Origin of the sequence: Micromonospora sp. NPDC052213, from assembly GCF_040679695.1 — a bacterium.
Lineage (GTDB): Bacteria > Actinomycetota > Actinomycetes > Mycobacteriales > Micromonosporaceae > Micromonospora.
Genome location: NZ_JBFAVI010000087.1, coordinates 1 through 25,945, shown reverse-complemented (window position 1 = coordinate 25,945; position 25,945 = coordinate 1). Strand labels below are relative to the sequence as shown.

The 25,945-nt window shown below is 74.4% G+C and carries 31 protein-coding genes; 17 read left to right on the top strand and 14 right to left on the bottom strand.

Annotated features, from left to right (window positions below; translation table 11 throughout):
* Window positions 1-88 precede the first annotated feature (88 nt).
* A complete protein-coding gene (locus AB0L34_RS20635) occupies window positions 89-613 on the bottom strand; it encodes a DUF4190 domain-containing protein (RefSeq protein ID WP_363705914.1) in 525 nt (174 codons plus the stop codon).
* A gap of 120 nt (window positions 614-733) precedes the next feature.
* On the opposite strand from AB0L34_RS20635, the gene AB0L34_RS20630 reads away from it, so the two are divergent.
* Complete coding sequence (locus AB0L34_RS20630; protein ID WP_350701482.1) at window positions 734-1,639, top strand: SDR family NAD(P)-dependent oxidoreductase; 906 nt, start codon at window positions 734-736, stop codon at window positions 1,637-1,639.
* A gap of 19 nt (window positions 1,640-1,658) precedes the next feature.
* Here the strand turns inward: AB0L34_RS20630 and AB0L34_RS20625 are convergent, their stop codons facing one another.
* Window positions 1,659-2,213, bottom strand: a complete 555-nt coding sequence (locus AB0L34_RS20625; protein ID WP_363705913.1) for a DUF4190 domain-containing protein — start codon at window positions 2,211-2,213, stop codon at window positions 1,659-1,661.
* A 174-nt stretch (window positions 2,214-2,387) separates the two neighbouring features.
* Between AB0L34_RS20625 and AB0L34_RS20620 the strand changes: the two genes are divergently transcribed.
* Window positions 2,388-3,584 carry an acyl-CoA dehydrogenase family protein gene (locus tag AB0L34_RS20620; RefSeq protein WP_363705912.1) on the top strand — a complete coding sequence of 399 codons (1,197 nt, stop codon included), beginning with the start codon at window positions 2,388-2,390 and terminating at the stop codon, window positions 3,582-3,584.
* A gap of 12 nt (window positions 3,585-3,596) precedes the next feature.
* Here AB0L34_RS20620 and AB0L34_RS20615 read toward each other — a convergent pair whose 3' ends face one another.
* The 4 genes from AB0L34_RS20615 to AB0L34_RS20600 form a co-directional block, all read right to left on the bottom strand.
* Window positions 3,597-4,346: a hypothetical protein gene (locus AB0L34_RS20615; RefSeq protein ID WP_363705911.1), complete on the bottom strand. Its 750-nt coding sequence runs from the start codon at window positions 4,344-4,346 to the stop codon at window positions 3,597-3,599.
* 78 nt (window positions 4,347-4,424) lie between these two features.
* Window positions 4,425-4,832, bottom strand: a complete 408-nt coding sequence (locus AB0L34_RS20610) for a CoA-binding protein (RefSeq protein WP_363705910.1) — start codon at window positions 4,830-4,832, stop codon at window positions 4,425-4,427.
* A gap of 22 nt (window positions 4,833-4,854) precedes the next feature.
* Window positions 4,855-5,361 (bottom strand): hypothetical protein, encoded by a 507-nt coding sequence (locus AB0L34_RS20605; RefSeq protein WP_363705909.1) that lies wholly within the window; start codon window positions 5,359-5,361, stop codon window positions 4,855-4,857.
* A gap of 97 nt (window positions 5,362-5,458) precedes the next feature.
* Complete coding sequence (locus AB0L34_RS20600) at window positions 5,459-7,528, bottom strand: intein-containing Rv2578c family radical SAM protein (RefSeq protein WP_363705917.1); 2,070 nt, start codon at window positions 7,526-7,528, stop codon at window positions 5,459-5,461.
* A 101-nt stretch (window positions 7,529-7,629) separates the two neighbouring features.
* Between AB0L34_RS20600 and AB0L34_RS20595 the strand changes: the two genes are divergently transcribed.
* Window positions 7,630-8,049: a DUF393 domain-containing protein gene (locus AB0L34_RS20595; RefSeq protein ID WP_357457165.1), complete on the top strand. Its 420-nt coding sequence runs from the start codon at window positions 7,630-7,632 to the stop codon at window positions 8,047-8,049.
* Here the strand turns inward: AB0L34_RS20595 and AB0L34_RS20590 are convergent.
* From AB0L34_RS20590 to trxA, 3 genes are all read right to left on the bottom strand, one after another.
* Window positions 8,013-8,930, bottom strand: coding sequence for an HTTM domain-containing protein (locus tag AB0L34_RS20590; protein ID WP_363705908.1), 918 nt, complete (start codon window positions 8,928-8,930; stop codon window positions 8,013-8,015). The genes AB0L34_RS20595 and AB0L34_RS20590 overlap by 37 nt on opposite strands.
* Window positions 8,927-9,367 carry a hypothetical protein gene (locus tag AB0L34_RS20585; RefSeq protein WP_363705907.1) on the bottom strand — a complete coding sequence of 147 codons (441 nt, stop codon included), beginning with the start codon at window positions 9,365-9,367 and terminating at the stop codon, window positions 8,927-8,929. The genes AB0L34_RS20590 and AB0L34_RS20585 overlap by 4 nt, the downstream gene beginning before the upstream one ends.
* Before the next feature lie 135 nt (window positions 9,368-9,502).
* Entirely contained in the window at window positions 9,503-9,865 is a 363-nt protein-coding gene (trxA, locus tag AB0L34_RS20580; protein ID WP_091098340.1) for a thioredoxin, read from the bottom strand.
* Window positions 9,866-10,413: 548 nt separating this feature from the next.
* Here trxA and AB0L34_RS20575 point away from each other — a divergent pair.
* The 11 genes from AB0L34_RS20575 to AB0L34_RS20525 all read left to right on the top strand — a co-directional run bounded on the left by AB0L34_RS20575 (window position 10,414) and on the right by AB0L34_RS20525 (window position 19,113).
* Window positions 10,414-10,929: a MaoC family dehydratase gene (locus tag AB0L34_RS20575; RefSeq protein WP_091098336.1), complete on the top strand. Its 516-nt coding sequence runs from the start codon at window positions 10,414-10,416 to the stop codon at window positions 10,927-10,929.
* Between the two features lie 82 nt (window positions 10,930-11,011).
* Entirely contained in the window at window positions 11,012-11,515 is a 504-nt protein-coding gene (locus AB0L34_RS20570; protein ID WP_363705906.1) for a hypothetical protein, read from the top strand.
* 154 nt (window positions 11,516-11,669) lie between these two features.
* Complete coding sequence (locus AB0L34_RS20565) at window positions 11,670-12,293, top strand: RNA methyltransferase (RefSeq protein WP_363705905.1); 624 nt, start codon at window positions 11,670-11,672, stop codon at window positions 12,291-12,293.
* A gap of 83 nt (window positions 12,294-12,376) precedes the next feature.
* Window positions 12,377-13,075, top strand: a complete 699-nt coding sequence (locus tag AB0L34_RS20560) for a DUF6758 family protein (RefSeq protein WP_363705904.1) — start codon at window positions 12,377-12,379, stop codon at window positions 13,073-13,075.
* Between the two features lie 133 nt (window positions 13,076-13,208).
* Window positions 13,209-13,367 (top strand): hypothetical protein, encoded by a 159-nt coding sequence (locus tag AB0L34_RS20555; RefSeq protein ID WP_007455302.1) that lies wholly within the window; start codon window positions 13,209-13,211, stop codon window positions 13,365-13,367.
* A gap of 6 nt (window positions 13,368-13,373) precedes the next feature.
* On the top strand, window positions 13,374-14,246 hold the full coding sequence (locus AB0L34_RS20550) for a PH domain-containing protein (RefSeq protein ID WP_363705903.1): 873 nt from the start codon (window positions 13,374-13,376) through the stop codon (window positions 14,244-14,246).
* A 102-nt stretch (window positions 14,247-14,348) separates the two neighbouring features.
* Window positions 14,349-15,284 (top strand): SigE family RNA polymerase sigma factor, encoded by a 936-nt coding sequence (locus tag AB0L34_RS20545; RefSeq protein WP_363705902.1) that lies wholly within the window; start codon window positions 14,349-14,351, stop codon window positions 15,282-15,284.
* Window positions 15,285-15,340: 56 nt separating this feature from the next.
* The gene (locus AB0L34_RS20540) at window positions 15,341-16,567 is read left to right on the top strand and encodes a hypothetical protein (RefSeq protein ID WP_363705901.1); all 1,227 of its coding nucleotides are present in this window, start codon (window positions 15,341-15,343) and stop codon (window positions 16,565-16,567) included.
* A gap of 46 nt (window positions 16,568-16,613) precedes the next feature.
* Entirely contained in the window at window positions 16,614-17,480 is an 867-nt protein-coding gene (locus tag AB0L34_RS20535) for a PHP domain-containing protein (protein WP_363705900.1), read from the top strand.
* A gap of 40 nt (window positions 17,481-17,520) precedes the next feature.
* The gene (locus AB0L34_RS20530; RefSeq protein ID WP_350701455.1) at window positions 17,521-18,135 is read left to right on the top strand and encodes a MarC family protein; all 615 of its coding nucleotides are present in this window, start codon (window positions 17,521-17,523) and stop codon (window positions 18,133-18,135) included.
* 135 nt (window positions 18,136-18,270) lie between these two features.
* A complete protein-coding gene (locus AB0L34_RS20525) occupies window positions 18,271-19,113 on the top strand; it encodes a PD-(D/E)XK nuclease family protein (RefSeq protein WP_363705916.1) in 843 nt (280 codons plus the stop codon).
* A gap of 5 nt (window positions 19,114-19,118) precedes the next feature.
* Here AB0L34_RS20525 and AB0L34_RS20520 read toward each other — a convergent pair whose 3' ends face one another.
* On the bottom strand, window positions 19,119-19,976 hold the full coding sequence (locus AB0L34_RS20520) for an oxygenase MpaB family protein (protein WP_357457191.1): 858 nt from the start codon (window positions 19,974-19,976) through the stop codon (window positions 19,119-19,121).
* A gap of 165 nt (window positions 19,977-20,141) precedes the next feature.
* Entirely contained in the window at window positions 20,142-20,570 is a 429-nt protein-coding gene (locus tag AB0L34_RS20515; protein WP_350701451.1) for a Fur family transcriptional regulator, read from the bottom strand.
* Window positions 20,571-20,764: 194 nt separating this feature from the next.
* Here AB0L34_RS20515 and AB0L34_RS20510 point away from each other — a divergent pair, with 194 nt between their 5' ends.
* Window positions 20,765-21,247 (top strand): DUF2231 domain-containing protein, encoded by a 483-nt coding sequence (locus AB0L34_RS20510; protein WP_363705899.1) that lies wholly within the window; start codon window positions 20,765-20,767, stop codon window positions 21,245-21,247.
* Window positions 21,248-21,355: 108 nt separating this feature from the next.
* Here the strand turns inward: AB0L34_RS20510 and AB0L34_RS20505 are convergent, their stop codons facing one another.
* On the bottom strand, window positions 21,356-21,682 hold the full coding sequence (locus tag AB0L34_RS20505) for a hypothetical protein (RefSeq protein ID WP_363705898.1): 327 nt from the start codon (window positions 21,680-21,682) through the stop codon (window positions 21,356-21,358).
* A gap of 217 nt (window positions 21,683-21,899) precedes the next feature.
* On the opposite strand from AB0L34_RS20505, the gene AB0L34_RS20500 reads away from it, so the two are divergent.
* Window positions 21,900-22,082: a hypothetical protein gene (locus AB0L34_RS20500; RefSeq protein WP_363705897.1), complete on the top strand. Its 183-nt coding sequence runs from the start codon at window positions 21,900-21,902 to the stop codon at window positions 22,080-22,082.
* A gap of 312 nt (window positions 22,083-22,394) precedes the next feature.
* On the opposite strand, the gene AB0L34_RS20495 is transcribed toward AB0L34_RS20500, so the two are convergent.
* Both AB0L34_RS20495 and AB0L34_RS20490 read right to left on the bottom strand, forming a co-directional pair.
* Window positions 22,395-22,766, bottom strand: a complete 372-nt coding sequence (locus AB0L34_RS20495; protein ID WP_363705915.1) for an FmdB family zinc ribbon protein — start codon at window positions 22,764-22,766, stop codon at window positions 22,395-22,397.
* Between the two features lie 61 nt (window positions 22,767-22,827).
* Window positions 22,828-23,514 carry a 5-formyltetrahydrofolate cyclo-ligase gene (locus AB0L34_RS20490; protein WP_363705896.1) on the bottom strand — a complete coding sequence of 229 codons (687 nt, stop codon included), beginning with the start codon at window positions 23,512-23,514 and terminating at the stop codon, window positions 22,828-22,830.
* A gap of 85 nt (window positions 23,515-23,599) precedes the next feature.
* Here AB0L34_RS20490 and AB0L34_RS20485 point away from each other — a divergent pair.
* Window positions 23,600-25,945: diguanylate cyclase (locus tag AB0L34_RS20485; RefSeq protein WP_363705895.1), on the top strand; the 2,346-nt coding region annotated here is incomplete at its 3' end.

Genomic DNA, 25,945 nt, shown 5'->3' with positions numbered 1-25,945 from the left:
TCGGGCTGCTGCGCTCGGCCGGCGATGTGTGGGCCTGCGTGCTGGAGGTCAACGCCTGGCGGCGCCGCGCCGGGGCGGCACGGTTGCGTCAGTAACTGCTGCTGGAGCTGCTCTGGGTGATCGCCAGGACGAAGATCCCCACGTAGAAGAGGATCAGCAGCACGAGCAGGCCGGTGAGGATCCAGCCGATGATGATGGCGGCCTTCGCCATTCCCTCGCCGCCCTCGCCGGTCTGCTGGATCTGCTTTGCCGCGACGTGACCGAGGATCGCGCCGACCGGCGCGGTGATGCAGGACGTGAAGCCGACCAGGGAGAGCACCAGGGCGGCGATCGCCATGCCGTTGGTCTTCTGCGGGGCGCCGTAGCCGTAGGTCGGGTAGGCCGGCGGCGGGTATCCGGCGGGCGCGGACTGGCCCGCCTGCTTCATGCCGGCGTACGGGTCGCCGCCCGCGTACGGGTCCGCCGACGCGGCGTACGGGTCCGCCGGGGCGTACGGGTCGGCGGTGGGTTGGGTGGGGATGGGCTGGCCGCTCACCGGGTCGGCGGGCGGGCTCGACTGCTGGCCCGACCACGCCGGGTCGTTCCAGCCGCCGGACGGCGGGGGATATGTCATTCGTCTACTCCGTTGGGTGCGGGTGCGCCCGTCAGGGTAGTCACGCCTGCGCAAACCCTGGGGGGTCGCCACCGGGTGTGCCGCGTTGCCCGGGCCCCGGGAAGCGGGCAGGATCCTGGCATGGTGATTGACGCGCGAGCCGCGGACCGCTCCGGAAGTCGACCGAGACGGGACGTGAGCCGCCCCGGCCTGGCCCGGCGCACCCGGGCCGCCGCCGCGGCGAGCCCCGCCGGCACCGACGAGCCGGCACCGCTGCCGGACCCGGTGACGATGCGGCTCGACGGGAAGGTCGCCCTGGTCACCGGGGCGGGCAGCCCGGACGGCATCGGGTACGCGACGGCGCGCCGGCTGACCGATCTCGGCGCCCGGGTGGCCATCGTCTCCACCACCCGACGCATCCACGAGCGGGCCAGCGAGCTGGGCGTCACCGGTTTCGTCGCCGACCTCACCGACGAGTCGGAGGTCGGGGCGCTCGCCGACGCGGTCACCGAGCAGCTCGGCGACGTGGAGGTGCTGGTGAACAACGCCGGGCTGGCCAGCCGGGCGAGCCCCGAGGTGCTGCGCCCGGTCGCCCAGCTCAGCTACGACGAGTGGCGCGGCGAGATCGACCGGAACCTCACCACCGCGTTCCTGTGCAGCCGGGCCTTCATCGGCGGCATGGCCGAGCGGGGCTGGGGCCGGATCGTCAACCTCGCGGCCACCGCCGGGCCGGTCAACGCCCTGCCGACCGAGGCGGCGTACGCGGCGGCCAAGGCGGGCGTGGTCGGGCTGACCCGGGCGCTGGCGATGGAGATGATCGCCGACGGGGTGACCGTCAACTCGGTCGCCCCGGGCACTATCCACACCGCGGCCTCGACCGTCGCCGAGATCAAGCAGGGCCTCGGCACCCCGGTCGGCCGTCCCGGCACGCCGGACGAGGTCGCCGCGGCGATCACCTTCCTCTGTTCGCCGGCCGCGTCGTACATCACCGGGCAGATGCTGGTGGTGGACGGCGGCAACAGCGTCCGCGAGGCACAGTTCCGCTGAGCCGGGCCGACGGCGGGCGTCAGTAGGTCGTGCCGTGGTCGCCGGCGGCGATGACCAGGGCGATCCAGCCGCAGCAGGCGACCAGGCCCAGCCCGGTGAAGACGTAGCTGAGGACGAGGCCCCAGGTGGCGAGCTGGTCGCCCTCCTCGCCCGTGGTGCGGATCTGCCGCTTGGCCAGGTGCCCGAGCACGATGCCGGCCGGGGCGAACACGAACGCGAGCACCAGCGACAGGATGGCCAGCACGTTGGTGCCGCCGCCGGGGCGGGGGCCGGACGGCGGGCCGTACTGCCCGTAGGGCACCTGCGGGGCGTACGGCGGCTGGTGCGCCCACTGCTGGCCGTGCGGCGGCTCGCCGGGCTGCTCGTAGGAGGGCTGCCCGTACGCCGGCTGCCCGTGGGACGGCGGCTCGTAGGTGGGCGGCGGCTCGTAGGTGGGCGGCTGCCCGTACGGTGCCGGCGGCTCGGACCACGACGGTGGTGGCTCGGAGCGCGACGGGTCGTGGCCCGGCGGGGGCTCCCAGGGCGACGGCGGCCGGTCCGGATCGGGCGGGCCCGGCGGCGGTGGCTGGCTCACGGTCTCCTCCTGCCGGTGGCGGATCACGTCCCCTCTTGCCGGACGCTACCCGCAGCGGTGAACCTTTTCACAGCGGTTGTGTGGACTGGTCACCTTGGCCTCGCCCGCCAGGCGGCTGATACTGACCGAGCGTTCAGTTACCCATGAGTAAGGCGCCGACCCCCGGAGGCTGAGATGGCCCGACTCGCCCAGACGCCCGGCCTGACCGATGTGCAGCGGTCGATCCTGGAAACGGTCCGGGAGTTCGCCGACAAGGAGATCATCCCGCACGCGCAGCGGCTGGAGCACGCCGACGAGTACCCGACCGACATCCTCGACGGGATGCGCGAGATGGGCCTCTTCGGCCTCACCATCGACGAGGAGTACGGCGGGCTCGGCGAGTCCCTGCTCACCTACGCCCTGGTGGTCGAGGAGCTGTCGCGGGGCTGGATGTCGATCTCCGGCATCGTCAACACCCACTTCATCGTGGCGTACCTGATCTCCCAGCACGGCTCCGCCGAGCAGAAGGCCCGGCTGCTGCCGAGGATGGCGACCGGCGAGGTACGCGGCGCCTTTTCGATGTCGGAACCGGAGTGCGGCTCCGACGTCTCGGCGATCAAGTCGAAGGCCGTACGTGAGGGCGACCGCTTCGTCATCAACGGCCAGAAGATGTGGCTGACCAACGGGGCGTACTCCTCGGTCGTGGCGACCCTGGTCAGGACCGACACCGGCGCGGACTCGGTCTACGGCAACATGAGCACCTTCCTGCTGGAGAAGGAACCCGGCTTCGGCGAGACCGCGCCCGGGCTGACCATCCCCGGCAAGATCGACAAGATGGGCTACAAGGGCGTCGAGACCACCGAGATGGTGCTCGACGGCGTCACCGTCCCCGAGACCGCCGTCCTCGGCGGCGCGGAGAAGGTCGGCCGCGGCTTCTACCAGATGATGGACGGCATCGAGGTCGGCCGGGTCAACGTCGCCGCCCGCGCCTGCGGCATCTCCATCCGCGCCTTCGAACTCGCCGTCGCGTACGCCCAGCAGCGCCGCACCTTCGGCCAGCCGCTCGCGAAGCACCAGGCGGTCGCCTTCAAACTCGCCGAGATGGGCACCAAGATCGAGGCCGCGCACGCCCTCATGGTCAACGCCGCCCGCCTCAAGGACGCCGGCCAGCGCAACGACGTCGAGGCCGGGATGGCGAAGCTGCTCGCCTCGGAATACTGCGCCGAGGTCGTCCAGGAGGCGTTCCGCATCCACGGCGGCTACGGCTACTCCAAGGAGTACGAGATCGAGCGGCTGATGCGGGAGGCCCCGTTCCTGCTCATCGGCGAAGGCACCTCGGAGATCCAGAAGACCATCATCTCCCGCGGCCTGCTCAAGGAGTACAAGCTCTGACGGGCGCGCCGGTCACCCACCGGCCGCCTCGACGGCCGGTTCCGGTGCGGTGACCGGCCCCACCGCCAGCACCTGCGGCCGTTCCCGGTACGCCTCGATCGCGGCCGCCAGGCGCTGCTCCGGCACCGCCACGTCCCGGCCGCCGACCACCGGTGCCGGCTCAAACGACCGCCGCACCCTCAGCCGCAGCCGCACCCCGGCGAGCCGGCCATCCTCCCGGTGCAGGCTCACCCGGTCGATGTTGGACCAGTCGTACCGTCGGCTGCCATGCCGGATCCCGCTCGCGGTCAGCGCCAGCCGCCCGGTGAACCGCACGCCGGAATAGGCGACGACTCCGGTCGCCACCGCCGCCGCGACCAGGAGCACCAGCCGTACGACCCGGGCCCACTGCGGGTCGGCGGGCAGCAGCACGGTCACCACCAGCGTCGCCGCCGTCGCCCGGACCAGGTCGGCGGCCAGGTCGACCCGGCCGGCCAGGGACCGCCGAGCGAACAGACCTGGCTCGATCCCGTCCAGGCCGGCCACCCGCTCCCGCCAGACCAGCCGGGCGTCCTGCCGTGGCCGCCACCGCCGCAGCAGCGCGGTCAGAGCGACGAACAGCCAGAAGACGCAGACGGTCCCGTCGGGCTCGAACCGGGGAACCCGGGACAGTGCCGCGGCCACCAGCACCGTCACCGCCGCGCCCACCGTCGCGGCCAGCAGCCTGCGGGACCAGAGCCCGTCGTCGCGCTTCGGCGGTCGACCGAGCCGTCGGGGAGACACGGCCGCAGGGTACGGGCCGCGGACAACCGTCACGGCGGGCGGCCCTTGCCGTTGCGGCGAGAACCTTCCCGAGCCGGGTCAGCCCAGCCGGGTGAGGCCGCCCGCGGCGCGCTCCACGATCAGGCAGCGGTCCTCGACGTAGTCGACGCCCGCCTCGGTGGCGATCCGCCGCGCCTCGGCCGAGACGATGCCGAGCTGCAACCAGACCGCCGGGGCGCCGATCGCCACCGCCTCGCGCACCACCTCGACCGCGTCCTGCGCCGGGCGGAACACGTCGACCAGGTCGACGGGGTGCGGGATGTCGGCCAGCGACCGGTAGACCCGTTCGCCGAACAGCTCGTCGGCGGTCGGGTTGACCGGGATGATCCGCCAGCCGTACCGCTGCATCTGCAACGGCACGCTGTGCGCGGCCTTGCGCGGGTCGCGGGACGCGCCCACGACGGCGATCACGGCGGAGTCGGCGAGGATCTGCTGAGCGGAGCGCACCCGCCGACTCTAACCCCGCCGCTCAGCCGCCGCCCCCGAGTACGCGGCGCAGCCGGGCGTGCTCCTCGGGCGTGCCGATCGCCGCGCGGTGCTCCGGATGGGCGGCGTAGTGCCGGATCGCCCCGACCAGCAGCTCCGGCGCGACGTCCAGCTCGCCGGTCTCGACGATGGCACGTCGGCGCGGAACCATCCCCCGGTGGCGGACCAACTCCGGGCTCCGCACCGGCAGCCGGAGGAAGCCGGACTGCCGTGGCGAACCGACCGGAGCCGCCGGGTCGAGGGCCTCCCACGGTACGAAGGTGTGCCGCAGCGGGTCGTCTGCGGTGATCCCGGCCGGGGTGAGCGCGACCTCCGGGACCTGTCGCCAGAGGGCGACCGACAGGATCACGGTGAACGCGCCGGAGAGGCCCGCGAAGAACCACGACAGTCCGTCCTGATCGGAGAGGGACTGGTAGGTCAGCTGGTAGGCGAGGAAGGCGAGCAGGACGCAGCGGTAGCTCGTCCGGGTCCTGGGCGGCCCGAAGACCACAGCAGCCCGACGGCCAGCGCGATCGCCACCGCGATCCGTTGCCGGCGCAGTGCCCGGTCGATCGTCTCCCGCACGGCGGCAGGGTATCGGCCGGCGCCTACAGCAGACTGAGCTGCTCGGCGGCCGGCGGCGCGGGTGTCGGGTCGGGCAGGCGACGGTTGTCCCCGCGCTCGCCCCGGTGCAGCCCGTGCCGGCGCGACGCGATCCGCACCCGCGCCGTCAACTCCCGCTGGTAGGACTGCGGGGCGTACGCGCCGGAGCGGTAGAGCTCGCGGTAGCGGGGGACCAGATGGGGGAACTCGCGGCCGAGCCAGCGCGCGTACCACTCCCGGGCTCCGGGGCGCAGGTGCAGCGCCAACGGGGTCACGCTGGCCGCCCCGGCCGCCGCGATCGCCGCCACGGTGGCGTCGATCGAGGCGTCGTCGTCGCTGAGCCCGGGCAGGATCGGCGCCATCAGCACCCCGACGTCGAAGCCGGCGTCGGTCAGCGCCCGCACCGCGTCCAGCCGCCGCCGCGGGCTGGGCGTGCCCGGCTCGACCGCGCGCCAGAGCCGCTCGTCGACGAAGCCCACCGAGAAGGAGACGCCGACCCGGGTCACCTCGGCGGCCTGGCGCAGCAGTGGCAGGTCCCGCAGGATCAGCGTGCCCTTGGTGAGGATCGAGAACGGGTTGGCGAAGTCGCGCAGCGCCGCGATGATCTGCGGCATGAGCTGGTAGCGACCCTCGGCCCGCTGGTAGCAGTCCACGTTCGTGCCCATCGCGACGTGCGCGCCCCGCCAGCGCGGCGCGGCCAGCTCCCGCCGGACCAGCTCACCCGCGTTGACCTTGACGATCACCTTCCGGTCGAAGTCCGCGCCGGCGTCCAGGTCGAGATAGGTGTGGGTGTTCCGTGCAAAGCAGTTGTGGCTCACAACGCCGTCGGCGATGAAGTCGCCGGTGCCGGTCGTGATGTCCCAGAGCGGCAACTCCAGCCCGAGGGGCTCGATGCCGACCACCTGGAGCGCGGCCTGGCACCTCAGCGCGGCGCCCTCGATCGACCGCTTCCGGGTGATCGCCGGGTCAGTCAGGTGGAAGAAGCGCAGTCGTTCGGGCAGCCCTCCGGTCAGACGGATCTGTCGCACCCGGTTCGCGCGGCCTCCGTCCTCCAACACGGTCGTGAAGCCGAATTGGCGCAGAGCATCCGACGCGTGGTCGAGGATCTCGTCGTCGCCGTTGCTGATCCGGAAGACGCCCTGGCTGCAACTGCCCTCGGCGTCGAAGATCCCGGCGAGGTAGCCCAGCCGCCAGTCGTCGGTGAGATCGTCCGGCCACCGCACCAGCGTGGTGATCGCCTCGATCGAACGTCGCCGGGACGTACGGATCGCCTGGATGGCGCGCCGGGCTCCGCTGGGCGGGGTGAACGAGAAGCGGTCGGTTTCCACGCCGAAGCCGGCGAGGTAGCGCTCCGTACGACGCAGCGCCTCCTCGTCGTCGAGTGCGAGGCGGAACCGGTGTACCACTCCGTACGAATAGCGGTACGTACCGAGGTTTGCGTCACCGCGGATCATTCCGCAGAGGTAGCCCCGCCGGTAGTCGACCGAGTCCTTGGGGCCCGTGGCGAACCGGCCGGTGCCGATCAGGCGGTTGTTCGTGGTCAGGTAGGGGCGCTGGCCAGCACCGTTCATCGCGCCGGTGACGTGTTTCCAACCCCGCTCTGAGAGGAATCGGTGGTCACCGCTGGCGACCAACGTCGTGCCGTCCTGCAGGGTGACGCGGTAGGCGGGCTTCACGGTGGACCACTTGCGCAGGACCGTGGTGACGACGTAGCGCCGGTAGGCGCCACGGCGCTGCGTCCCGTAGATCCGGTCACCGATCTCCAACTCGCTGATGGGCTTCGTGCGCCCGTCGGCCATCAGGATCGGGGTGTCACCCGACAGGCAGTAGACGCATGCATGACTGCATCCCCGGTACGGGTTGATCGTCCACTCGAAGGGGACGCGGGACGCGCCGGGCACCTTGTTGATGATCGACTTGGCCCGGATCTCGTAGAACGTCATGCCGGCGAAGCCCGGGGTGTCGAAGGTGCGGGCGATCGCGCCGGGCAGCGCCAGCGGCAGGGGTGGCGTCGCTGGCGCTGCCCGATCGGGGACCCCCTCGTCCGGGGGAGCGGAGAGGTTGTCCCAGCGCATGACCTTCATTCGAACACGCGTACGAGCGGAGCGCAAGCGACCCGCCGTGTTCCCGCCCACCTCGGCGTTCGGTCTGTAGCGGGCGGGTGGAGGATGGAGGCATGGAGAGGTCGACGTTCGTCTACGACGGGGACTGCGCGTTCTGCACCCGGTGCGCCGAGTTCATCGACCGGCGGATCCCCACCGGTGTGCGCGTGGTGCCGTGGCAGTTCGCCGACCTCGACGCGCTCGGCCTGACCGAGGCGGAGTGCGAGGAGGCGGTGCAGTGGGTCGGCGCGGACGGCTCCCGCGCGGCCGGCCCTGACGCGATCGCGAAGCTGCTCGGCGACAGTGGCCCGCTCTGGCGGATGGCCGGCACCGGCCTCCGGTTCCCGCCGGTACGCGCCGCCGCCTGGCCCGCGTACCGCTGGGTCGCCCGCAACCGGCACCGGCTTCCGGGCGGAACGGCCGCCTGCGCGCTGCCCCAGGAGGCGCGGGAGCGCCTCTACGGCCCGTCCGGTCGGCCGGCGGCGGACGCCTGACCGGCGAGTGACGGCGCGGGGCCGCCCGCGTCGACGGGCCGTCCGCCGGTCCCCTCGCGGCGGGTGAGCAGCCGGCGCGCCCAGACGACCGGCCGGACCCGTTCCAGCGGCAGGAAGCTGGTCATCGCGGCCAGGTGCGGGGCGAACGAGATGGTGATGGTCGCGACGGTGACCAGGTGGAACGAGTAGAAGAAGCCGACCGTCGCCAGCCGCCAGCGTTCCCGCAGCAGGAAGACCGCCGGGCTGAGCAGCTCGAACGCGACGATGCCGAACTGCGCCACGATCAGCAGGTACGGCACCGAGGCGATCAGGTCGGCCAGTTCGGTGCCGCGCCGGAGGATCGCCCGGGCCAGCACCGAGCCGGTCAGCCAGTCCAGCCCGCCGAAGCGCAGCTTGGCCCAGGCGGCCAGGAAGTACGTGCAGATGACGGCGATCTGGGTGACCCGCAGGGCCCAGCCGCCGGCCTCGGTGCGGGTGGCGTCGCCGTGCCGGGCCCGGCCGGCGGTGGGCAGCACGGCCAGCGCGACGAGCAGGCCGAACCGGTCGTGGTCGACCTTGCCGTAGCTCATCGCGACGATCATCCACTCGAAGTAGAGCGCGAAGACGGCCCAGCCGAGCAGCCGGGGCGCCCGGCCGGTCGCGGCGAGCAGGGCGAGCAGCAGCAGGGCCCAGAAGATCACGGCGACCAGCGCCGGGGTGGGCGTGGGCAGCGGCAGCACCCGCCCCACGAACAGCGGCTGGTAGAGCTCCCCGGGCACGGCGACCCGGGTGCGGATCCACGGGGTGAACACGACCAGGTCGGCGGCGACGAAGAGGTAGATCAGCGTCCGGAAGGCGGCCACCCGGCCGCGGGGCACCGGCTCGGTCAACCAGCGGCTCATGGGTGCGCCTTCCAGGAGACCACCGTCTCGTCGGTCCAGCGGCCGGTGGGCCGGCCGTCGCGGATGCCGTGCCAGCGGATCACGATGCGGACCTCCACCAGCTCGGCCGCGTCGGGGTGGCGTTCGGCGTACGCGTCGGCGACCTCGGTGAGGAGTTCGGGGTTGGCGGCGTAGCGGTCCTGCTGGCCCTCGATCTCGGCCCGGCGGATGCCGGTCGCGCGCTCGCCCAGGTCGACGACCGCGCCGGTGCTGTCGACGCCCTCGATCCGGGTGTCCGGGGCGGGGGAGTTCGGCGGGTTGGAGGTCGAGTACATCCGGAACGGGCCGAACGGGAAGTGGTCGTCGGTGCCCCAGACGGTGCCGGCGAGCAGGACGGCCAGGCCGAGGGCGGTGGCGGCGAGCCGGATCGCGCGTCCACGGCTGGTCAAGGTCTCCATCGGGTCGTGACGATACGGGATGTACCGCCCGCTCCGGGTCCCTCCGACGGCCACTTGTCGCCGCCGGGCGGACGGGGCCGCGGACGCGACGACGGCCGGGCCCGTGGGGGCCCGGCCGTCGTGGAGCGGGTCGGCTCAGTGCTGGTGACCGGCCAGCTTCTGCCGGACGTCGTCCATGTCGAGTGCCTGGACCTGCTCGATCAGGTTCTCCAGGGCGGACTCGGGGAGGGCGCCCGGCTGGGCGAAGACGATGACGCCGTCGCGGATCGCCATGATGGTCGGGATGGAGCGGATGTCGAACTTGGCACCCAGCTCCTGCTGCGCCTCGGTGTCGACCTTGCCGAAGACGATGTCGGGGTGCTTCTCCGAGGAACGCTCGTAGACCGGGGCGAACCGCTTGCACGGGCCACACCACTCGGCCCAGAAGTCGACGAGCACGATGCCGTCGCTGCCGGCCACCTCGTCGAAGTTTGCCGTGGTCAGCTCTACGGTTGCCATGAAAGTCTCCGATCGGCGCGGAATAGCTACCTCTGGTGGAACCAGGGCGTACCGCGTGGAATTCCCGGCAGTTGCGCGCCGAAACGCGCGCTCGCGGCCCGTGGGGGTGGTCCCGCTCCCATCGACGGAGTTGGCTTTGCCTCGGGGTGCCGATCGCAAGTGCACAACGCATTTGCGTGACCAGCGGTGATGGGAGCGCTTCCATAAAGATCGCCTCAACGGATCGGCGCAATTCAGCAATCTGGCGGTTGACAAGCGGCTATCCCGTGTGCGGAGATCGCCGAAGGCTCCCGATGTGATGACGCAGGGTAGTGTTACAAAAAGATAAATGTGACCTCTGTCTCTGTTCGGTCCTCGTTGTCGTACGGCAGAATCTTCCGCATCAGAGCGTGGGCGGCGGGTGCCGGGGAGGGCCCCGCCGCTCATTGCGTCTCCCCTCGGTAGCGCCGGTGTGACATTTCCGCACGGCCCGCGCCCCACCCGTCGCCTTAACACTCCATAAGGCATGCTGTGCCGAACTCCATCGCCGTCCGTCGAAGGGGACAAGGATGCAGTTCGGCCGCTACTACGAGGAGTTCGAGGTCGGCGCGGTCTACCGGCACTGGCCCGGCAAGACGGTCACCGAGTACGACGACCACCTCTTCTGCCTGCTCACCATGAACCACCACCCGCTGCACATGGACGCGCACTACGCCGAGTCCGCGAGCCAGTTCAAGCGCAACGTGGTGGTCGGCAACTACATCTACTCCCTGCTGCTGGGCATGTCGGTGCCCGACGTCAGCGGCAAGGCCATCGCGAACCTCGAGGTCGAGTCGCTGCGGCACGTGGCGCCGACCTTCCACGGCGACACGATCTACGGCGAGACCACGGTGCTGGACAAGCGCGAGTCGTCCTCCAAGCCCGACCGGGGCGTGGTCTCGGTGGAGACCCGGGGTTACAACCAGGACGGCACCATGGTCTGCGTCTTCCGCCGCCGGGTGATGGTCCCCAAGAAGGAGTACGCGGCCACGACCGTGCCCGAGGGCGTGGACCCGGAGCGGCCGAGCTTCCCCGAACCGCGCTGACGTCGACGGCCCCTTCCCGCCAGGTTCGTGTGGAAGGGGCCCTTTTCCCCTTCCGGGGCATATGCTGGCGCCGGAGGTCCCCATGAGCCACTCCGTCGCCGGAGAGCCGCCCTCTGCCGGCCGCCGCGCCGCACCGCTGACCACCGCCGTCTACTCCGCCGCCGAGTGGGATCTGCTGACCAGCCTGCCCGGCCGGGTGATCGTGGCCGCCGCCGCGCCCGGCCCCGGCCGGCCCCGCCGGGGGGTCTCCGCCGGGCTAGCCGGCCTGGACGCGGTCGCGGCGGGTCGGGCCTTCGACAGCGATCTCGTCCGCGCGGTGGTCGCCGCCATCTACGCCCGCCACGACGGGGCCGCCCCGTCGGTCGACCGGCTCGCCGACCTGGTGGACCTGCTGGCCGCCTGCCGCGCGGCGACCCGGGTGCTGCGGCGGGCCGATCCCGCCGACTCGGCGGCGTACCGGCAGTGGGTGCAGTCCGTGGCGGCCCGGGTCTGCCGGGCGGCGACGCCCGGGGCCGAGGCGCTGCCGCCGGCGCCCGCCGACCGCCGCTTCCTCGCCCGGCTCGGCGGCGCGCTGGGGCTGGGCTGAGCCGCCGCCGTCCGGTCCCGTCGGCGCCTTGCGCCCGGCGAACCGCCGAGCCGGCCGCTGCCGGCCGCTCCGGCCGCCCCGCGCCCGGCGGCCCGCCGCTGCCGGACCGGGCCGCCGCCGGGGGTGCGGCCCGGGGGCCGTACCCTGCGTGACCGTGACCGGAGACCAGCTCGACGTCGGCGTGGGACCGTGGGCGGGGGACCCGCCGGACGACCCGCGGTACGACCCCGAGCTGCTCGCCGAGGGCGACCGGCGCAACGTGGTCGACCGGTACCGGTACTGGCGGCGCGAGGCCGTGGTGGCCGACCTGGACCGGCGCCGGCACGACTTCCACGTGGCGATCGAGAACTGGCAGCACGACTTCAACATCGGCACGGTCGTCCGCAACGCCAACGCCTTCCTCGCCGCCGAGGTGCACATCGTCGGCCGCCGCCGGTGGAACCGGCGCGGCGCGATGGTGACCGACCGCTACCAGCACGTGCGGCACCACGAGACCATCGAGGAGTTCGTCGCCTGGGCGGCCGCGCGGGATTTGCCGGTCGTCGGCATCGACAACCTGCCCGGGTCGCGCCCGCTGGAGACCACCACCCTGCCGCGGCGCTGCGTGCTGCTCTTCGGGCAGGAGGGACCGGGCCTGTCCGACCCGGCCCGCACCGCCTGCGACCAGCTCTTCTCCATCGCGCAGTACGGCTCCACCCGGTCGATCAACGCCGGCGTGGCCAGCGGCATCGCGATGCACGCCTGGATCCGCGCGCACGCCGGCCCGCCACCCGCCTGAGCGGGTCGTTCCTCGCACCGGCCGGCGGCACCGAAACCGGCGCTCCGCTTGACGGGGCGGCGGCGCGGGGTGACGGTGGGAAGGTGAGTGTCGCGGTGAGTTGTCCGAGATGTGGCGGGCCCGTGCGGGCGCCGGACCTGATGCACACCGAATCACGCTGCCTGGACTGCGGGCCCGTCCCTCCGCTGCACGTGCCCGAGCACATCGGCGCGGAGATCGTCGCCAGCGTGGTGGGCCGCATCACCGCCGCCGCCGACCTGCCACGCCGGCCGGCGACGCCGCTCTGGTGCCCGTGGCCGCTGCCGCCGGGCTGGACCATGACCGGGGTGGCGTACGCCGGGGACGACCGGACGGGCGTGCGTGCCACGGCGGTCGCCTGCGCCGGGCCCGCACCGCTCGGCGAGGGCCCCGCCGACCTGGTCTTCGTGGCCGAGGAGCCCGGCGTCGGCCTGGGCACCCGGTTCGCCGGGATGGCCGGCCCGGACCCGGGACCGGAACTGGCCGAGGCGTTGACCGACCCCGGGCCCGGCCACCCGGAGCACGTCGGGCAGGCCAGGATCAAGGTGGCCGGCCACCCGACTCCACTGTGGCTTGTGAACTCGCCTACGGATCGAAGCGCGTACGCCGGCGAGGCTCGGGGTTTGTGGCTCCATGCGATAGCCTGGCCGGCGAGTGCGGGTCACCTGCTCGCGGAAGACGTCGTGCTGCACGACCTGACCGAGTGGACACCGCCCGAACTCGTGTACGGCGCACCGTCTCCGTATCTGCACGGGAAGGCTTGACAAGCTCCAGGGCTTGACAGGGCTCCCGGAATGACGGAGAACGGACGCAGATATTCACTGTACGACACCACACTGATACTCTGGGTGCCGCTGCGGTAATGGGACCCGGCGCCGCGCGAGAGGATGGCCCGCCATGGTCAAGAAGGTCCTCACCTGGGCCGGAATCGCATTCTTGATCTTCTTTGTCGCCTACCGGCCAAATTCCGCCGCGGACGTGTTCAAGTCCCTGGGCGGCGGCATCATGGACATCGCACAGGGCTTCGGCGACTTCTTCACCAGCCTCGTCGCCTAGCCGCCGATGGGTAACCCCTCCGGTCCACCCTTCGACCCCGACGACCCCGACAGGGAGCGCCGGGAGCGAGACACGGAGCCGATCCCCCGGCTCGGGCCCGACGACGGGCCGGCCCACGGCACCGGCCCGGGTCTCGGCGACGGCCCCTCCTTTTCGGACGACGTCGGCTACGGTGACGGTCCGTACGGCGGGGAAGGCCGGTCGGGCCGGGCTTGGATCCGTGACCCCGAGGCCGGCTACCAGCCGCCGCAGATCTCGGAGGACGAGCTGGCCGGCCTGCGGGCCGACGCCGCCGGCGCGGCCCCGCGCCGGGTCCTGCCGTTGGAGGACGAGCCCAGCTCGCTGGTCGCCCGCTACCTCTTCCCCACCGAGCGCTACCGGGGCGAGTGGAAGCGGCACTGGGTCCACCTCACCACCCCGCTGCTCGTCGGCATCGCCGCGACCTTCGTCCTCGGCTACCTCTCCGGCTTCCTCGCCGGGCAGGACGTCGGCGCCCTCACCACGATCGCCGTGCTGCTCTGGTTCGCCGTCATGGGCTGGGTGGCCTGGAAGGTCGCCGACTGGTGGTACGACCGCTTCATCCTGACCAACAAGCGGGTGATGGTGGTCAACGGAATCATCACCCGGAAGGTCGCGATGATGCCGTTGACCCGGGTCACCGACATGAAATACGAGCAGACCCCGGCCGGCCGGGCGCTCAACTACGGCACGTTCGTGCTGGAGTCCGCCGGTCAGGAGCAGGCGCTCCGCGAGATCAAGAATCTGCCCAACCCGAACGAGCTCTACCTGCGCGTCGTCGAGGAGATGTACGAGCCGCAGGCGGTCGAGGCGCGGCTGGGCAAGGAGGCCGACGAGGCCAAGGCCGACGACGGGGCGTGAAACTTTTCGTCCGAACATCGGAGGAACAGCGCACCATTCGCCGTCGACCCGACCTGCCCGGCCGTGGCAACCTGCCAGGGAGACGGGGCGCGGAGGTGGCTGATGGCGAGCAGGGATCCTTTGGAGGAGGAGTTCCGTGACTTCGTCGCGGCCCGCTCCGGCGCCCTGCTGCGCACCGCGTACCTGCTCAGCGGGGACTGGGCGACCGCGGAGGATCTGCTGCAGACCGCGTTGACCAAGACCTACCTGGCCTGGAAGCGGCTCGGCGGGATCGAGGCGATCGAGCCGTACGCCCGGCGGGTCATGGTCAACACCTCGACGAGTTGGTGGCGCCGGCGCTGGCACGGTGAACGCCCCACCGAGGTGCTGCCGGAGCGCGCCGCGGTCGACGAGATCGAGCATCAGCTCGACCGTGACCTGCTCTGGCGCCACCTGAGCGCGCTGCCCACCCGGCAGCGGGCGGTGCTCGTGCTGCGCTACTACGAGGACATGTCCGAGGCGCAGACCGCCGCCCTGCTCAACATCTCCCCGGGCACCGTCAAGAGCCAGACCTCGCGTGCCCTGGGCACGCTGCGCCGCCGGATGGGCGCCGAGGCCGCCCTCGACCTGCCGAGCGGGGCCGCGCCGACCCCGCCCCGGCCCCGGCGCGCTCCGGCCGGCCGGCCGGCACCGGCGCCCGCCGAGGCCGGACGGTCGCCGGCGTACGGCGCGCCGAGGATGGTGGTGGGCGCGGACGCGGCGGCCGTGGTCGCGGCGACCAACGCCCCGCCGCGCGTCGACGCACCGGACGGCGGGCCCGCACCCGCGTCCGGGCTGCCCGCCTCCGACGCCGGGCTGCCGAGGCCGGACGCCGGGCTCACGCCGCCCGTCGGCGAGCCGGCGGCGGAGCCCGTTCCCGTGTCGTCGGGGGCGGCGCGGGCGGGCCGTGGGGAAGGATCTGCCCCGGGAACCCCGGCCGGCCCGGCGGGGGCCGACCACGACGAGGCGCGAGGCCTGCCGGTCGTACCGGCCGGCACCGGTGCCGGAGAGCGTCGGTGAGCCGCCCGGCGGGCCCTGCTGACAACCGGACCGGTGGCCCGAGGCGTTCATACGGCGTGACCGAGGACGAGCTGGAGCAGGCGGTGCGGGAGACGTTCGCCCGCCGGGTCGCCGTCGCCCACCCGCTCGCCGCCGACCCGGCGGGCCTGGCGATCCGCCGGGCCGACCGGGCCCGGCGCCGGCGCACCGTGGCCGGGCTGGCGCTGGCCGCGGTCACCGCCGTGGGAATCAGCACCGGGATCGCCCAGCTGGGGCAGCAGCCCGGCCGGCCCACCCATCCCACCGTCGTGCTCGGCGACCCGTACGCCTCGCCCCTGCCGAACCTGACCCCGACGCTGCCGGTCGCCCCACCGACCGACCCGGCGCAGGGCGCGGGCCGGGGCGAGGTGGACCTGATCCTCGGCACGGTGCTCGCCACCACGAGCGGGCAGCGGCTGACGCTGCCCGACGTGGGCCCGGCCGAGCGCGCCCAGCGGCTGCCGGACGGCGCCGGCTGGGCCGTGGTCGGCGCCCCGACGGCGGCCGGTCAGGCGCTGTGGGTGGTGCAGCCGCACGGCGCGGTGCACCTGCTCCTGGCCGGGGCGCGGGACATCGCCCTCAGCCGCGACGGGCGTCAGGTCGCCTGGCGGGAGGGCGGCGAGCTGGTCGCCGCGGGGATCGTCGGCATCCAGGTCGTCGCCGCCGCCCGCACGCCGGTGCCGGCCGGGGCGGTGCCGGTCGGCTTCGCCGGCGACGCCGTCCTGGTGCGCCTCGACGCGGACCGGCCCGGCCACACCCTGTGGCGCCCGGCGCAGGGCCCGCTGAAGAGCGGGGGCGACCGCGCGACCGTGCGGGTCTACGGCACCCGCCCCGACGGCGTGGTGGTCGCGCAGGTGTCCGCGGGCACGCCGCGCCGGCTCTGTCTCGCCCTGCTCGACCCGACCCGGGACCTCGCGCCCGCCCAAACCGGCTGCGGGCCCACCCTGGGCGACGACGGGCGCGGCGGCGTCTCGGCCGACGGCCGGTGGCTGCTGGCCAACGGGCGGGTGGGCGGCGAGGACCGGGCGCTGCTGGTCGACCTGGATCGGCTGGGCGCCACCCGGGCGGTCCGCCCGGCCGGGCCGCCCGTGCACGGGCCGGTGGCGTGGACGCCCGAGGGGACGGCGTACTACTCCGACGCCCGCGCCGGCCTGGTGCGCGTCGACGTGAGCCGGGTGCTCGCGGGCGAGGAGTCGTCGGGCGCCCCGGTCAGCGGCCTGGGCGACGGGCAGCGCCCGATCCCGGTCGGCCGCGCCGGTTCCTGACCCGCCCGCGCGCCGGGCGTCGGCGGTGGCCGGTAGCGTCGGGGCGGTGAGCGCGCGCCCGCGGATCGACCTGCACACCCACTCCACCGCCAGCGACGGCACGCTCGGCCCCGCCGAGCTGGTACGGGCGGCGGCGGAGTCGGGGCTGGACGTCGTGGCGATCACCGACCACGACACCACCGCCGGCTGGGAGCCCGCGCTGCGGGCGCTGCCGGCCGGGCTCAGCCTCGTCCGTGGGGCGGAAATCTCCTGCCGCTGGTACGGCGAGGAGCCGGCGGTGCCGCTGCACCTGCTGGCGTACCTCTTCGATCCGGACGCCCCGGAGCTGGTCGCCGAGCTGGCCCGGGTGCGAGCCGCGCGGGAGGAGCGGGGCGAGCGGATCGTGGCGCTGCTGCGGGCCGACGGGATCGACGTGAACTGGCCGGAGATCCTGGCCGGCGCGGCGGGCGGCTCGGTGGGCCGGCCGCACATCGCCCAGGCGCTGATCCGGGCCGGCCTGGTGGCCACCACCACGGAGGCGTTCGGGCCGGACTGGCTGGGCGAGCGCTACCGGCTGCCGAAGGAGGACATCGACGTCTTCCACGCGGTCCGGCTCATCCGCGCGGCGGGCGGCGTGCCGGTCTTCGCCCACCCCCGGGCGACGCGGCGGGGGCGGATCGTGCCGGACGCGCTGATCGCCGACCTGGCCGCAGTGGGCCTGGCGGGGCTGGAGGCCGACCACGAGGACCACTCCCCGGCCGAGCGGGCGCACGTCCGCGCCCTCGCCGGCGAGCTGGGCCTGGTGGTGACCGGCTCGTCGGACTTCCACGGCACGCACAAGACCGTCCGGCTCGGCGCGTTCACCACCGACCCGGAGGCGTACGAACGGATCCTCGCCGAAGCGAGCGGGGTGACCGGGATCGCTTCCGGCTGATCCGCGTTTCGGTCCCCGGCGGCGCGGCTACGTTGATCGCGTGGATGCCAAGCTGTTCGGTGAGGTCTTCGTGACCCTGCTGGTGATCGTCGACCCGCCGGGCATGATGCCCATCTTCCTGGCGCTGACCGGCCCGCTCACGGCCCGGGACCGCAACCGGGCGGCCTGGCAGGCCGTCGCCCTGGCGCTCGGCGTGATCGTCATCTTCGCGGTGGCCGGCCAGACGCTGCTCGACTACCTGCACGTCGACCTGCCGGCGTTGCAGGCCGCCGGCGGGCTGCTGCTCATCCTGGTGGCGTTGGAGCTGCTGACCGGCAAGGCCGACGACCCGAGCCAGCAGGTCACCTCGAACATCGCGCTGGTGCCGCTGGGCACGCCGCTGCTGGCGGGTCCCGGCGCCATCGTCGCCACCATGCTCTTCGTCCAGCAGGCCGACGGCGGGTCGGACTACACCGCCATCGCCGCCGCGATCGTCGCGGTGATGGTCGCGGTCTGGGTGGTGCTCCGGTTCTCCGGTGGGATCGTCAAGATCCTGCGTCCGGGCGGGATCGAGGTGCTGACCCGGATCGCCGGCCTGCTGCTCGCGGCGATCGCGGTGCAGCTCATCGCGGACGCGGTGGCCGCCTTCGTGACCCAGTACGCCAACATGGCCTGACCGCCGCCCGGGTTTGTCGGGGCCGGATGGCAGGATCCAGGTGTGCGACGAGCCTCTTCAGCCGGACGGTCCTCCGCCCCGGGCCGGGCGCCCCGCCCCCGGGGCGACCAGCCCGAGCAGCTCGGCTTCGAGGGCATGCCGGAACGGCTCTTCGTCTGCACCCCCAGCAAGCTCGGCGCCTACGCGGACTGCCCCCGGCGCTACCGCTACTCCTACGTCGACCGTCCGGCCCCGCCCAAGGGCCCGCCGTGGGCGCACAACTCCCTCGGCGCGAGCGTGCACACGGCCCTGAAGAACTGGTATGCCCTCAGCCCCGAGCGGCGCCGGCCCGAGGCGCTCGCCACGCTGCTCAAGGGCACCTGGGTGCGCGAGGGCTACCGCGACGAGGAACAGGAGCGGGCGGCCTACCGGCGGGCGCTGGGCTGGCTGGAGTCCTACGTCGAGACCCTGGAGCCGGGGGTCGACCCGCTCGGCGTGGAGCGGGTGGTGGCGGTCAAGACCGGGGTGCTGGCCTTCAACGGCCGGGCCGACCGGATCGACTCCCGCCCCGGGCCCGAGGGCCCCGAGCTGGTCATCGTCGACTACAAGACGGGCCGCACCGGGCTCGACGCCGACGACGCGCGCGGCTCGCAGGCCCTGGCGCTCTACGCGTACGCCGCCGAGCGGGTGTTCCGCCGACCGTGCCGCCGGGTGGAGCTGCACCACCTGCCCACCGGCACGGTCGCGGCGCACGAGCACACCGTCGAGTCGCTGGCCCGGCAGCTCACCCGGGCCGAGGAGACCGCGCGCGACATCATGGCCGCCGAGCGGGCGGTCGCCGACGGGGACGACCCCGACGACGCCTTTCCCACCACGCCGGGTCCCCGCTGCGGCTGGTGCGACTACCGGCGCACCTGCCCGGCGGGGGCGCAGGCGCCCGGCAAGGAGCCGTGGGCGGCCGTCGAGCAGCCCACCGGCCCGGTGCCCGGCCGCGACTGACCGGTTCAGGCGGGGGTGCGGGCGAGGCGGGCGGCGCGTTCCTTCGCGGCCTGCTGCAACGGCCCCTCCAGCCACCGGCGGGGCACGGCGGCGAGGGTCAGCCGCAGCGCCCGTACCGTCAGGTCGGCCGAGAGCGCGGTGGTCGGCAGGCCCAGGCCGCCGTACAGCCGCCGGGCCCAGGCCGGCAGCAGCGCGAACGCGGTGCCGGCGATGCCGAAGTACGCCCAGCGGGCCGGCCCCAGGTTGAGCCCGATCCGGGCGGGCAGGCTGAGCTTCCACGGGATCGGCGGGGCGGTGAGGAAGAGCGCCGTCTCGGCCGCCTCGCGGGTGATCCGCAGCTCCGGGCGGATCCGCCGGTAGTAGTCGGCCACCTCGGCGGCGGTGCCGGGGACCGTCTGCGGGTCGAGGCCCACCAGCGCGGCGGCGCGCCGCTGCTCGGTGTAGTAGCCGTCGACCTCGTCGGCGGTCAGCGGCAGCCCCGCCCGGCGGGCCGTGTCGAGGAACGACTCGATCTCGGTGACGTGCACCCAGCGCAGCAGGTCGGGGTCGTCGACGCGGAACTCCTCCCCGGTGGACGGGTCGGTCGCCCGCAGGCGGGCGTGCCGCCGGCGTACCCGCCGCCCGGCGGCCTCCGCCTCCGCCGTGGTGCCGTAGATGGTGGTCGCCACGTAGGTGGCGGTGCGGACCAGGCGACCCCAGGCGTCGGAGCGGTAGTCGCTGTTCTGGGCGACCCCGGCCATCGCGCGGGGATGCAGTGCCTGGAGGTAGAGCGAACGCAGGCCGGCGACGATCAGGATCGGCTCCTCGTGCACCTTCCACGTGACCGAACCCGGACCGAACAGACCGAGGTCATCGGAGTCCACCGACCAAGCGTGCCATGCCCGGCGACCCCCCGCCCCGGGCAACGGACGTCAGCCCGTCGGCCGTCCCGTCGTCGGCGGGGACGGTCGGTTGTCGGGGGAGCGGCAGAGCCAGGGCCTGCGGGGGCGGTCAGGCGTCGGCGGCGCGGCGGATCCGGCGCGGCCGGGTCAGTCGTCGGCGGAGCGGCGGGCCTGGCAGGTGGGACAGAGGCCCCAGAAGGTCACTTCCGCCTCGTCGACCTCGAACCCGTGGGCGATGTCCGGATCCAGGCAGGGGGCCCTGCCGACCGCGCAGTCGATGTCGGCGATCTCGCCGCAGCCCCGGCAGACCACGTGGTGGTGGTTGTCCCCGGCCCGCGCCTCGTAGCGGGCGGGGCTGCCGGCCGGCTCGATCCGGCGGGACAGCCCGGCCCGGGACAGCGCGCCGAGCACGTCGTAGACGGCCTGGGTGGAGACGGAGTCGAGGCGCTCGCGGACCCGTCGGGTGATCTCGTCCACCTCGAGGTGGCCGCCGGCGGCCAGTACGTCGAGCACGGCGAGGCGCGGCCGGGTGACCCGCAGGCCCCTCGACCGGAGCAGCTCCTCCCCGCCGGACATCTGTCAATGACAGCACGCGGTGACCGGGTCGACAACCGGCCTCCGGCAGAGGGTGGCCCCGGCCACAGCCGACCTGCCCGTCCGGGCGGTGAACCGGACCGGTCCGGGGTGCGTGTAGCGGATCGAGAGTTCTGGGCGGGGCGGCCGGCGCACCGTACGCTGGCAACCCGCGACCGCGTACGCCGGAGGTGTGGATGTTCAAGGAGATCCTGGGTCTGCCGGCCCACGTGCTGGTGGTGCACGCGGTCGTCGTGCTCGTGCCGCTGCTGGCCCTGCTCTCCGCCGCGTACGTGGCGCTGCCCCGGTTCCGGCCCCGGCTGGACTGGGCGGTGGCGATCCTCGCCGTGGCGGCGCCGGCGACGGCCTTCGTCGCGGTCGAGTCCGGCGAGGAGCTGAACGACGCGTTCCTGGCCCGGGGCATGCAGGGCCCGATCGTGGACCAGATCCTCGAGCACTCCCGCTACGGCGACCTCCTGTTCTGGTACGTCCTGCCGCTGGCCGTGGCGTCGCTGCTGCTGCTCGTGGTGACGAGCGGGCACCCGCGCGTGCCGAGGCTGCCGTCCTGGCTCACGCCGGTGCTGTCGGTCGTGGTGGTCGCGCTCGGCGTCGTGAGCCTGGTCTACGCCTACCTGACCGGCCACTCCGGCGCCGAGGCGGTCTGGGGCAACACCCTCTGACACCCACCCCCGGCTTCCGCGATCTTGCGCTTTCGGGCCGTCTGCCGTCCCCGTTCGCGCGCTTCGCCAGGGCGGCAACCGCAAGATCGCGCTGGGGGAGTTGGGTGGTCAGAAGATCAGGCGTGAGCAGAGCAGGCAGATCAGGATGACCAGCACCGCGCCGGCCAGCGCGCCGACGCCGTACGTGAGTCGCTGCGCCCGCTGTTCCGCCGTGTCGAGCCCGGCCATGTCCTGCGGGGGCAGCCGCCGGGGCGGTGGCGGTCGCAGGTGCACCGGCGGTCGCCACCCGGCCGGGGGCGGGGTGGTGGCGGGCGGGCCCACGTAGCCGCCCCCGGGCGCCGGCGTCGGCGTGGCCCGGATCCCGGACTGCTCCGGCGCGGTGTCGGGCCGCCGCCAGTACTCGTCGGGGGCGCTGCCGGAGGTGGGGGTCGTCACGCCGTCCGACGCTACCAACGCTCCGGCCCGGTGACCGGCCGGACGCGGCCGGCCCACCGGCGGGTCGACGCCGGACACCCCGGTCAGCCGTGGCCGGACAGCCTGGCGAGCCGTGGCCGGACGCCCCCGGCCAGCCGTGCCGGCGGAACACCGGGGCACTGTGGCGGACCTGCTTCGACGCGGTGACCCGGTCGCGGCTGCGCTAGTCTTGCCGCTCGTGAGCACCGAGTTTCCTCCGCCGCCGGCGGTACGCGGCGACGACGACCGTACGGTCGACCTGAGCGACGACTTCGTGGTGCTGCCCGAGCAGACCGCCGACGACACCGACCGGGGTTGGGGCGAGCGTTCCGGCGGCAACGACGACTGGCTGCTCGCGGAGCGCCCGCCGCACTGGGACTGAACCGGCTGCCAGGCGACCCGCCGGCATCCCGGGCCGCTTCCGCGCCTGTGGAGAAACCCCGGCAGCCTGTGGACAACGCCCCCGGGCCTGTGGATGACGCGGGCACCCTGTGGACAACCGCCTGCCGGCGACCGCGCGACCACCCCGTCGCGCCCACGGGCGTCACCAGGCGATCCGAGACGCCGCCGCGGTCGACCAGGGACCCGGGACGGCGAGCCAGGAGGCGGGGGCCGTGGCCCTACGCCGATGACCCGCACAGCGGGACGTGCCCGGGGCGGGCGGGGCCGGCCCCGGGACGGGATGTGGCGTGCGTCAGGAGGCGCTGGCGGTGCTGGCGGCCGGGGTCTTGCTCGCGCCGCCGCCGGAGCCGTTCGAGCTGGACGAGGACGAGGACGACGAGGACGACGCGGCGGTCGAACCGCTCGACGAGCCGGAGTCGCCACCGGAGGAGGACGAGTCGGACTTCGCCGGCTTGGCGGCGCCGCCGCTGCCGGTGTCGCTGCCCGAGGTGCGGGAGTCCGTGCGGTAGAAGCCCGAGCCCTTGAACACGATGCCGACCGAGTTGAAGAGCTTGCGCAGCTGCCCGTCACACGCCGGGCACTCGGTCAGCGGCTCGTCAGAGAAGGACTGCACCGCCTCGAGCTGGTGGCCGCACGCGGTGCAGGCGTACTGGTACGTGGGCACGTTCTCCTCCGGATCTGGCACGGCCGGTTGGCACTCGACGTCTTCGAGTGCCAATGGTGCGTCATCGCCCCCGGATTCGTCCAGCGGAAGTGTGGGGCGCGACACCGCCGCCCTCAGGCGCGACCCGCCGCGTCCCGGGGGCGGCGTCAAGCGTACGCAGGCCGTCGGCGGGAGTGACCACCGCGCGCACCGGGCGGTCGTGCGGCTCGGCGGGCAGCGACCCGACCAGCTCCCCGTCGTGCAGCGGCACCACGGTCAGCGCGGTCGCGGGCACCCGGGCCAGCGCCCGGTCGTACGAGCCGCCGCCCCGGCCCAGCCGCCGCCCCCGGCGGTCCACCGCCAGCGCCGGCACCACCACCAACTCGGCCGCCGCCACCGCGTCCCGGCCCAGTCGTGGCCCCGCCGGCTCGCGCATGCCCCGGCCGGCGGCCACCAGCGCGTCCGCCCCGGCCCAGGCCGCCCAGTCCAGGTCGAGGTCGGCACAGAGCACCGGCAGCAGCAGCTCGGCCCCCGGCGGCAGCGCCGCGTGCAGCACCGCCGGCAGGTCGGGCCCGCCCGGCTCGGAGCCGACCGGCACGTACGCCGTCATCCGGCGCGGGCGCAGCCGGCGTACGAGAGCCACCAGCTCGGCCTGGACGCGCCCGGCGGCCTCGGCCCGCGTCGGCGCGGCCAGTGCCCGGCGGGCGGCCAGCACGGCGGCGCGCGCGTCCCGCTTCGCCGCTTCCGCTTCATGAGAAAAATCGGGCACGCAACACTCCTGACGCAACGTTTGTCACCTGGTTGCTCTGTGTCAGCATCGCAAGCGACGGCGGCGGAACTTCCGGGGGGACCGAGTGACGCTACGCGGGCGGTTGACCACAGCCTTCCTGGCGGTGGTGCTCGGCCCGGTCCTGCTCGGGGCGTTCTTCGTCGGTTCGACCGTGGTGGCCGTCGACCGGAGTCGTTCCACCGAGCGGCTGGCGGTGGCCGCCGCGACCGTGCGCACCTCGGTCGACGCCCTCTGCCAGCAGCTGCGGGCCGCCGCCGACGCGGTGGCCCTGACCGGCGACCGGCCCGGCGCCGCGGGCCAGGTGGTCAGCCGCGGCCTGGCGGCCGCCGTGCGGGTCACCGACGTGGCCGGCCGGGTCACCTACGCCTCGCCGGGCGGGCCGCCGGAGCCCTGGCGGGACTGCTCCACCGCCGCGCCGGCCGCCGGCCCGGTGCGGGCGCTCGCCGTCCGGGTCGACCTGCGCGACCGTTCCGGCGGGTCGCTGGGCACGGTCGCCGCGGCGCATCCGGTCGACCCGGCCTTCGTGGCGCGGCTCGCGGCCGTGACCGGCGTGGCGGTCACCCTGCTCGACGACGCCGAGGCGCCCGTCCGGCTCGCCCACACCACCGAGTCGACCGGGGTACGCGACGCCGTGCTCGCCGCCGCCGGCACCGTCGACGGCGAGCGGGTCACCGAGACCGCCGACGGCCGGTACGTCCGCCGGGTCGGCCCGTCCGCCGGGCAGCCCCTACCGCTCGTGCTCTCGGTCCCCAGCGACCAGCCGCCCGGCCTGTACGCCGCCCTGGTCGCGGCGGTGCTCGTGGCGGCCCTGCTGGCCGTGGTGGCCGCCGGGCGGCTGGCCCGGGTGACCACCCGGCCGCTGGTGGAGTTGGCGGGCGCGGTGGACCGGGTGGCCCTCGGCGACCTGACCGTCCGGGTGCCGGTGCGCAGCCGCGACGAGATCGGCCGGCTGGCCGGCGCGTTCAACCGGATGACCCGGGAGACCGGCACCTACGTGGCGGCGCTGACCAGCAGCCGCGACCAGTTGCGCGGGCATCTCGCGGTGCTGGGGGACACCCTGGCCAGCACGCACGACCTGCAACGCATCCTGCGGGTGATCCTGCACAGCGCGATCGCGGCGACGGGCGCCCGCGCCGGCGCGGTGTTGCTGGTCGACGACGGCGGGGTGCTCGTGGCGCAGTGCGCGGAGGGGCTGGACGGCCGCTGCCCGCCCGACGAACGGGCCGGGCCGCTGCGGGTGCCGCTGGGCAGCGGCGTGCTCGGGGCCGTCGCGGCGACCGGCGAGCCGCAGCGCGGCCGGGCGGAGTCCTCCGCCGTGCCGCCGGGCGAGCCGCGCTGCCGGACGTACGTCGCGGTGCCGTTCGCCGCCCCGGGCGCTACGGGCCCGGTCGACGCCGCCCGCGCGGACGCCCCGACGGCCCGGCCCGGGTCGTCGGAGCCGGCCTCCTCGGCCGGGGCGCTCGGTGTGCTGGCCCTCTACGACCGGCTCGGCGCGGACGAGTTCGACGACGACGACCTGGTCACCCTGCGGACCTTCGCCGGCCACGCCGCCGTGGCGGTGGACAACGTGCGGGTGCACGAGGAGGCGCAGCGGCTTTCGCTGACCGACCCGCTGACCGGGCTCTGGAACTACCGCTACCTGCGGGAGTCGATCCGCCGGGAGGTCGAGCGGGCGAACCGGTTCGGCCGGATGCTCAGCGTCCTCGCCCTCGACCTGGACCGGTTCAAGGACGTCAACGACACGCACGGGCACGCGGCCGGCGACGCCGTGCTGGCCGAGTTCGCCCGCCGGGTGCGCGGCGAGATCCGCGAGGTCGACCTGGCCTTCCGGCAGGGCGGCGAGGAGTTCGTGGTGCTGCTGCCGGAGACCGACGCCCGGGGGGCGGCGATCGTCGCGGAGCGGCTCGGCGCGGCGATCCGGGAGGCCCCGATCGCGGCCGACGGGCACGGCGGGGGCGCCCCCGTGGCCATCGCGGTGACCGTCTCCATCGGCATCGCCGTCTATCCCGGCCACGCCAGCACGGGCCAGGAGGTGCTGGACGCCGCCGACGACGCGCTCTACGCCGCCAAGGCGGCCGGCCGGGACACCTGGCGGATCGCCGACGACCGGTCCGACGACGAGCGGGCGGACCCGGGCCGGGCGGACGACGAGCGGGCGGAGGCCGCTCGGGCCGGCGAGGAACAGGCGGACGTCGCTCGGGCCGGCGGGGAGCGGGCGGGCGGCGGCCGGGCCGGCGAGGAGCCGGTCGCCCACGGCCGGGCCGACCAACCGGCCCGGGAGATCCCCGTCCCGGCGGGCGCGGTCAGCCCCGAGGACGGGATGCCGCGCGCCGGCGCCCCGCGCCAGCCGGCCCGGACCCGCCCCGAACCGGCCGATCCGGTCGACGCCGAGCCGCGCGGCGCGCCGGCC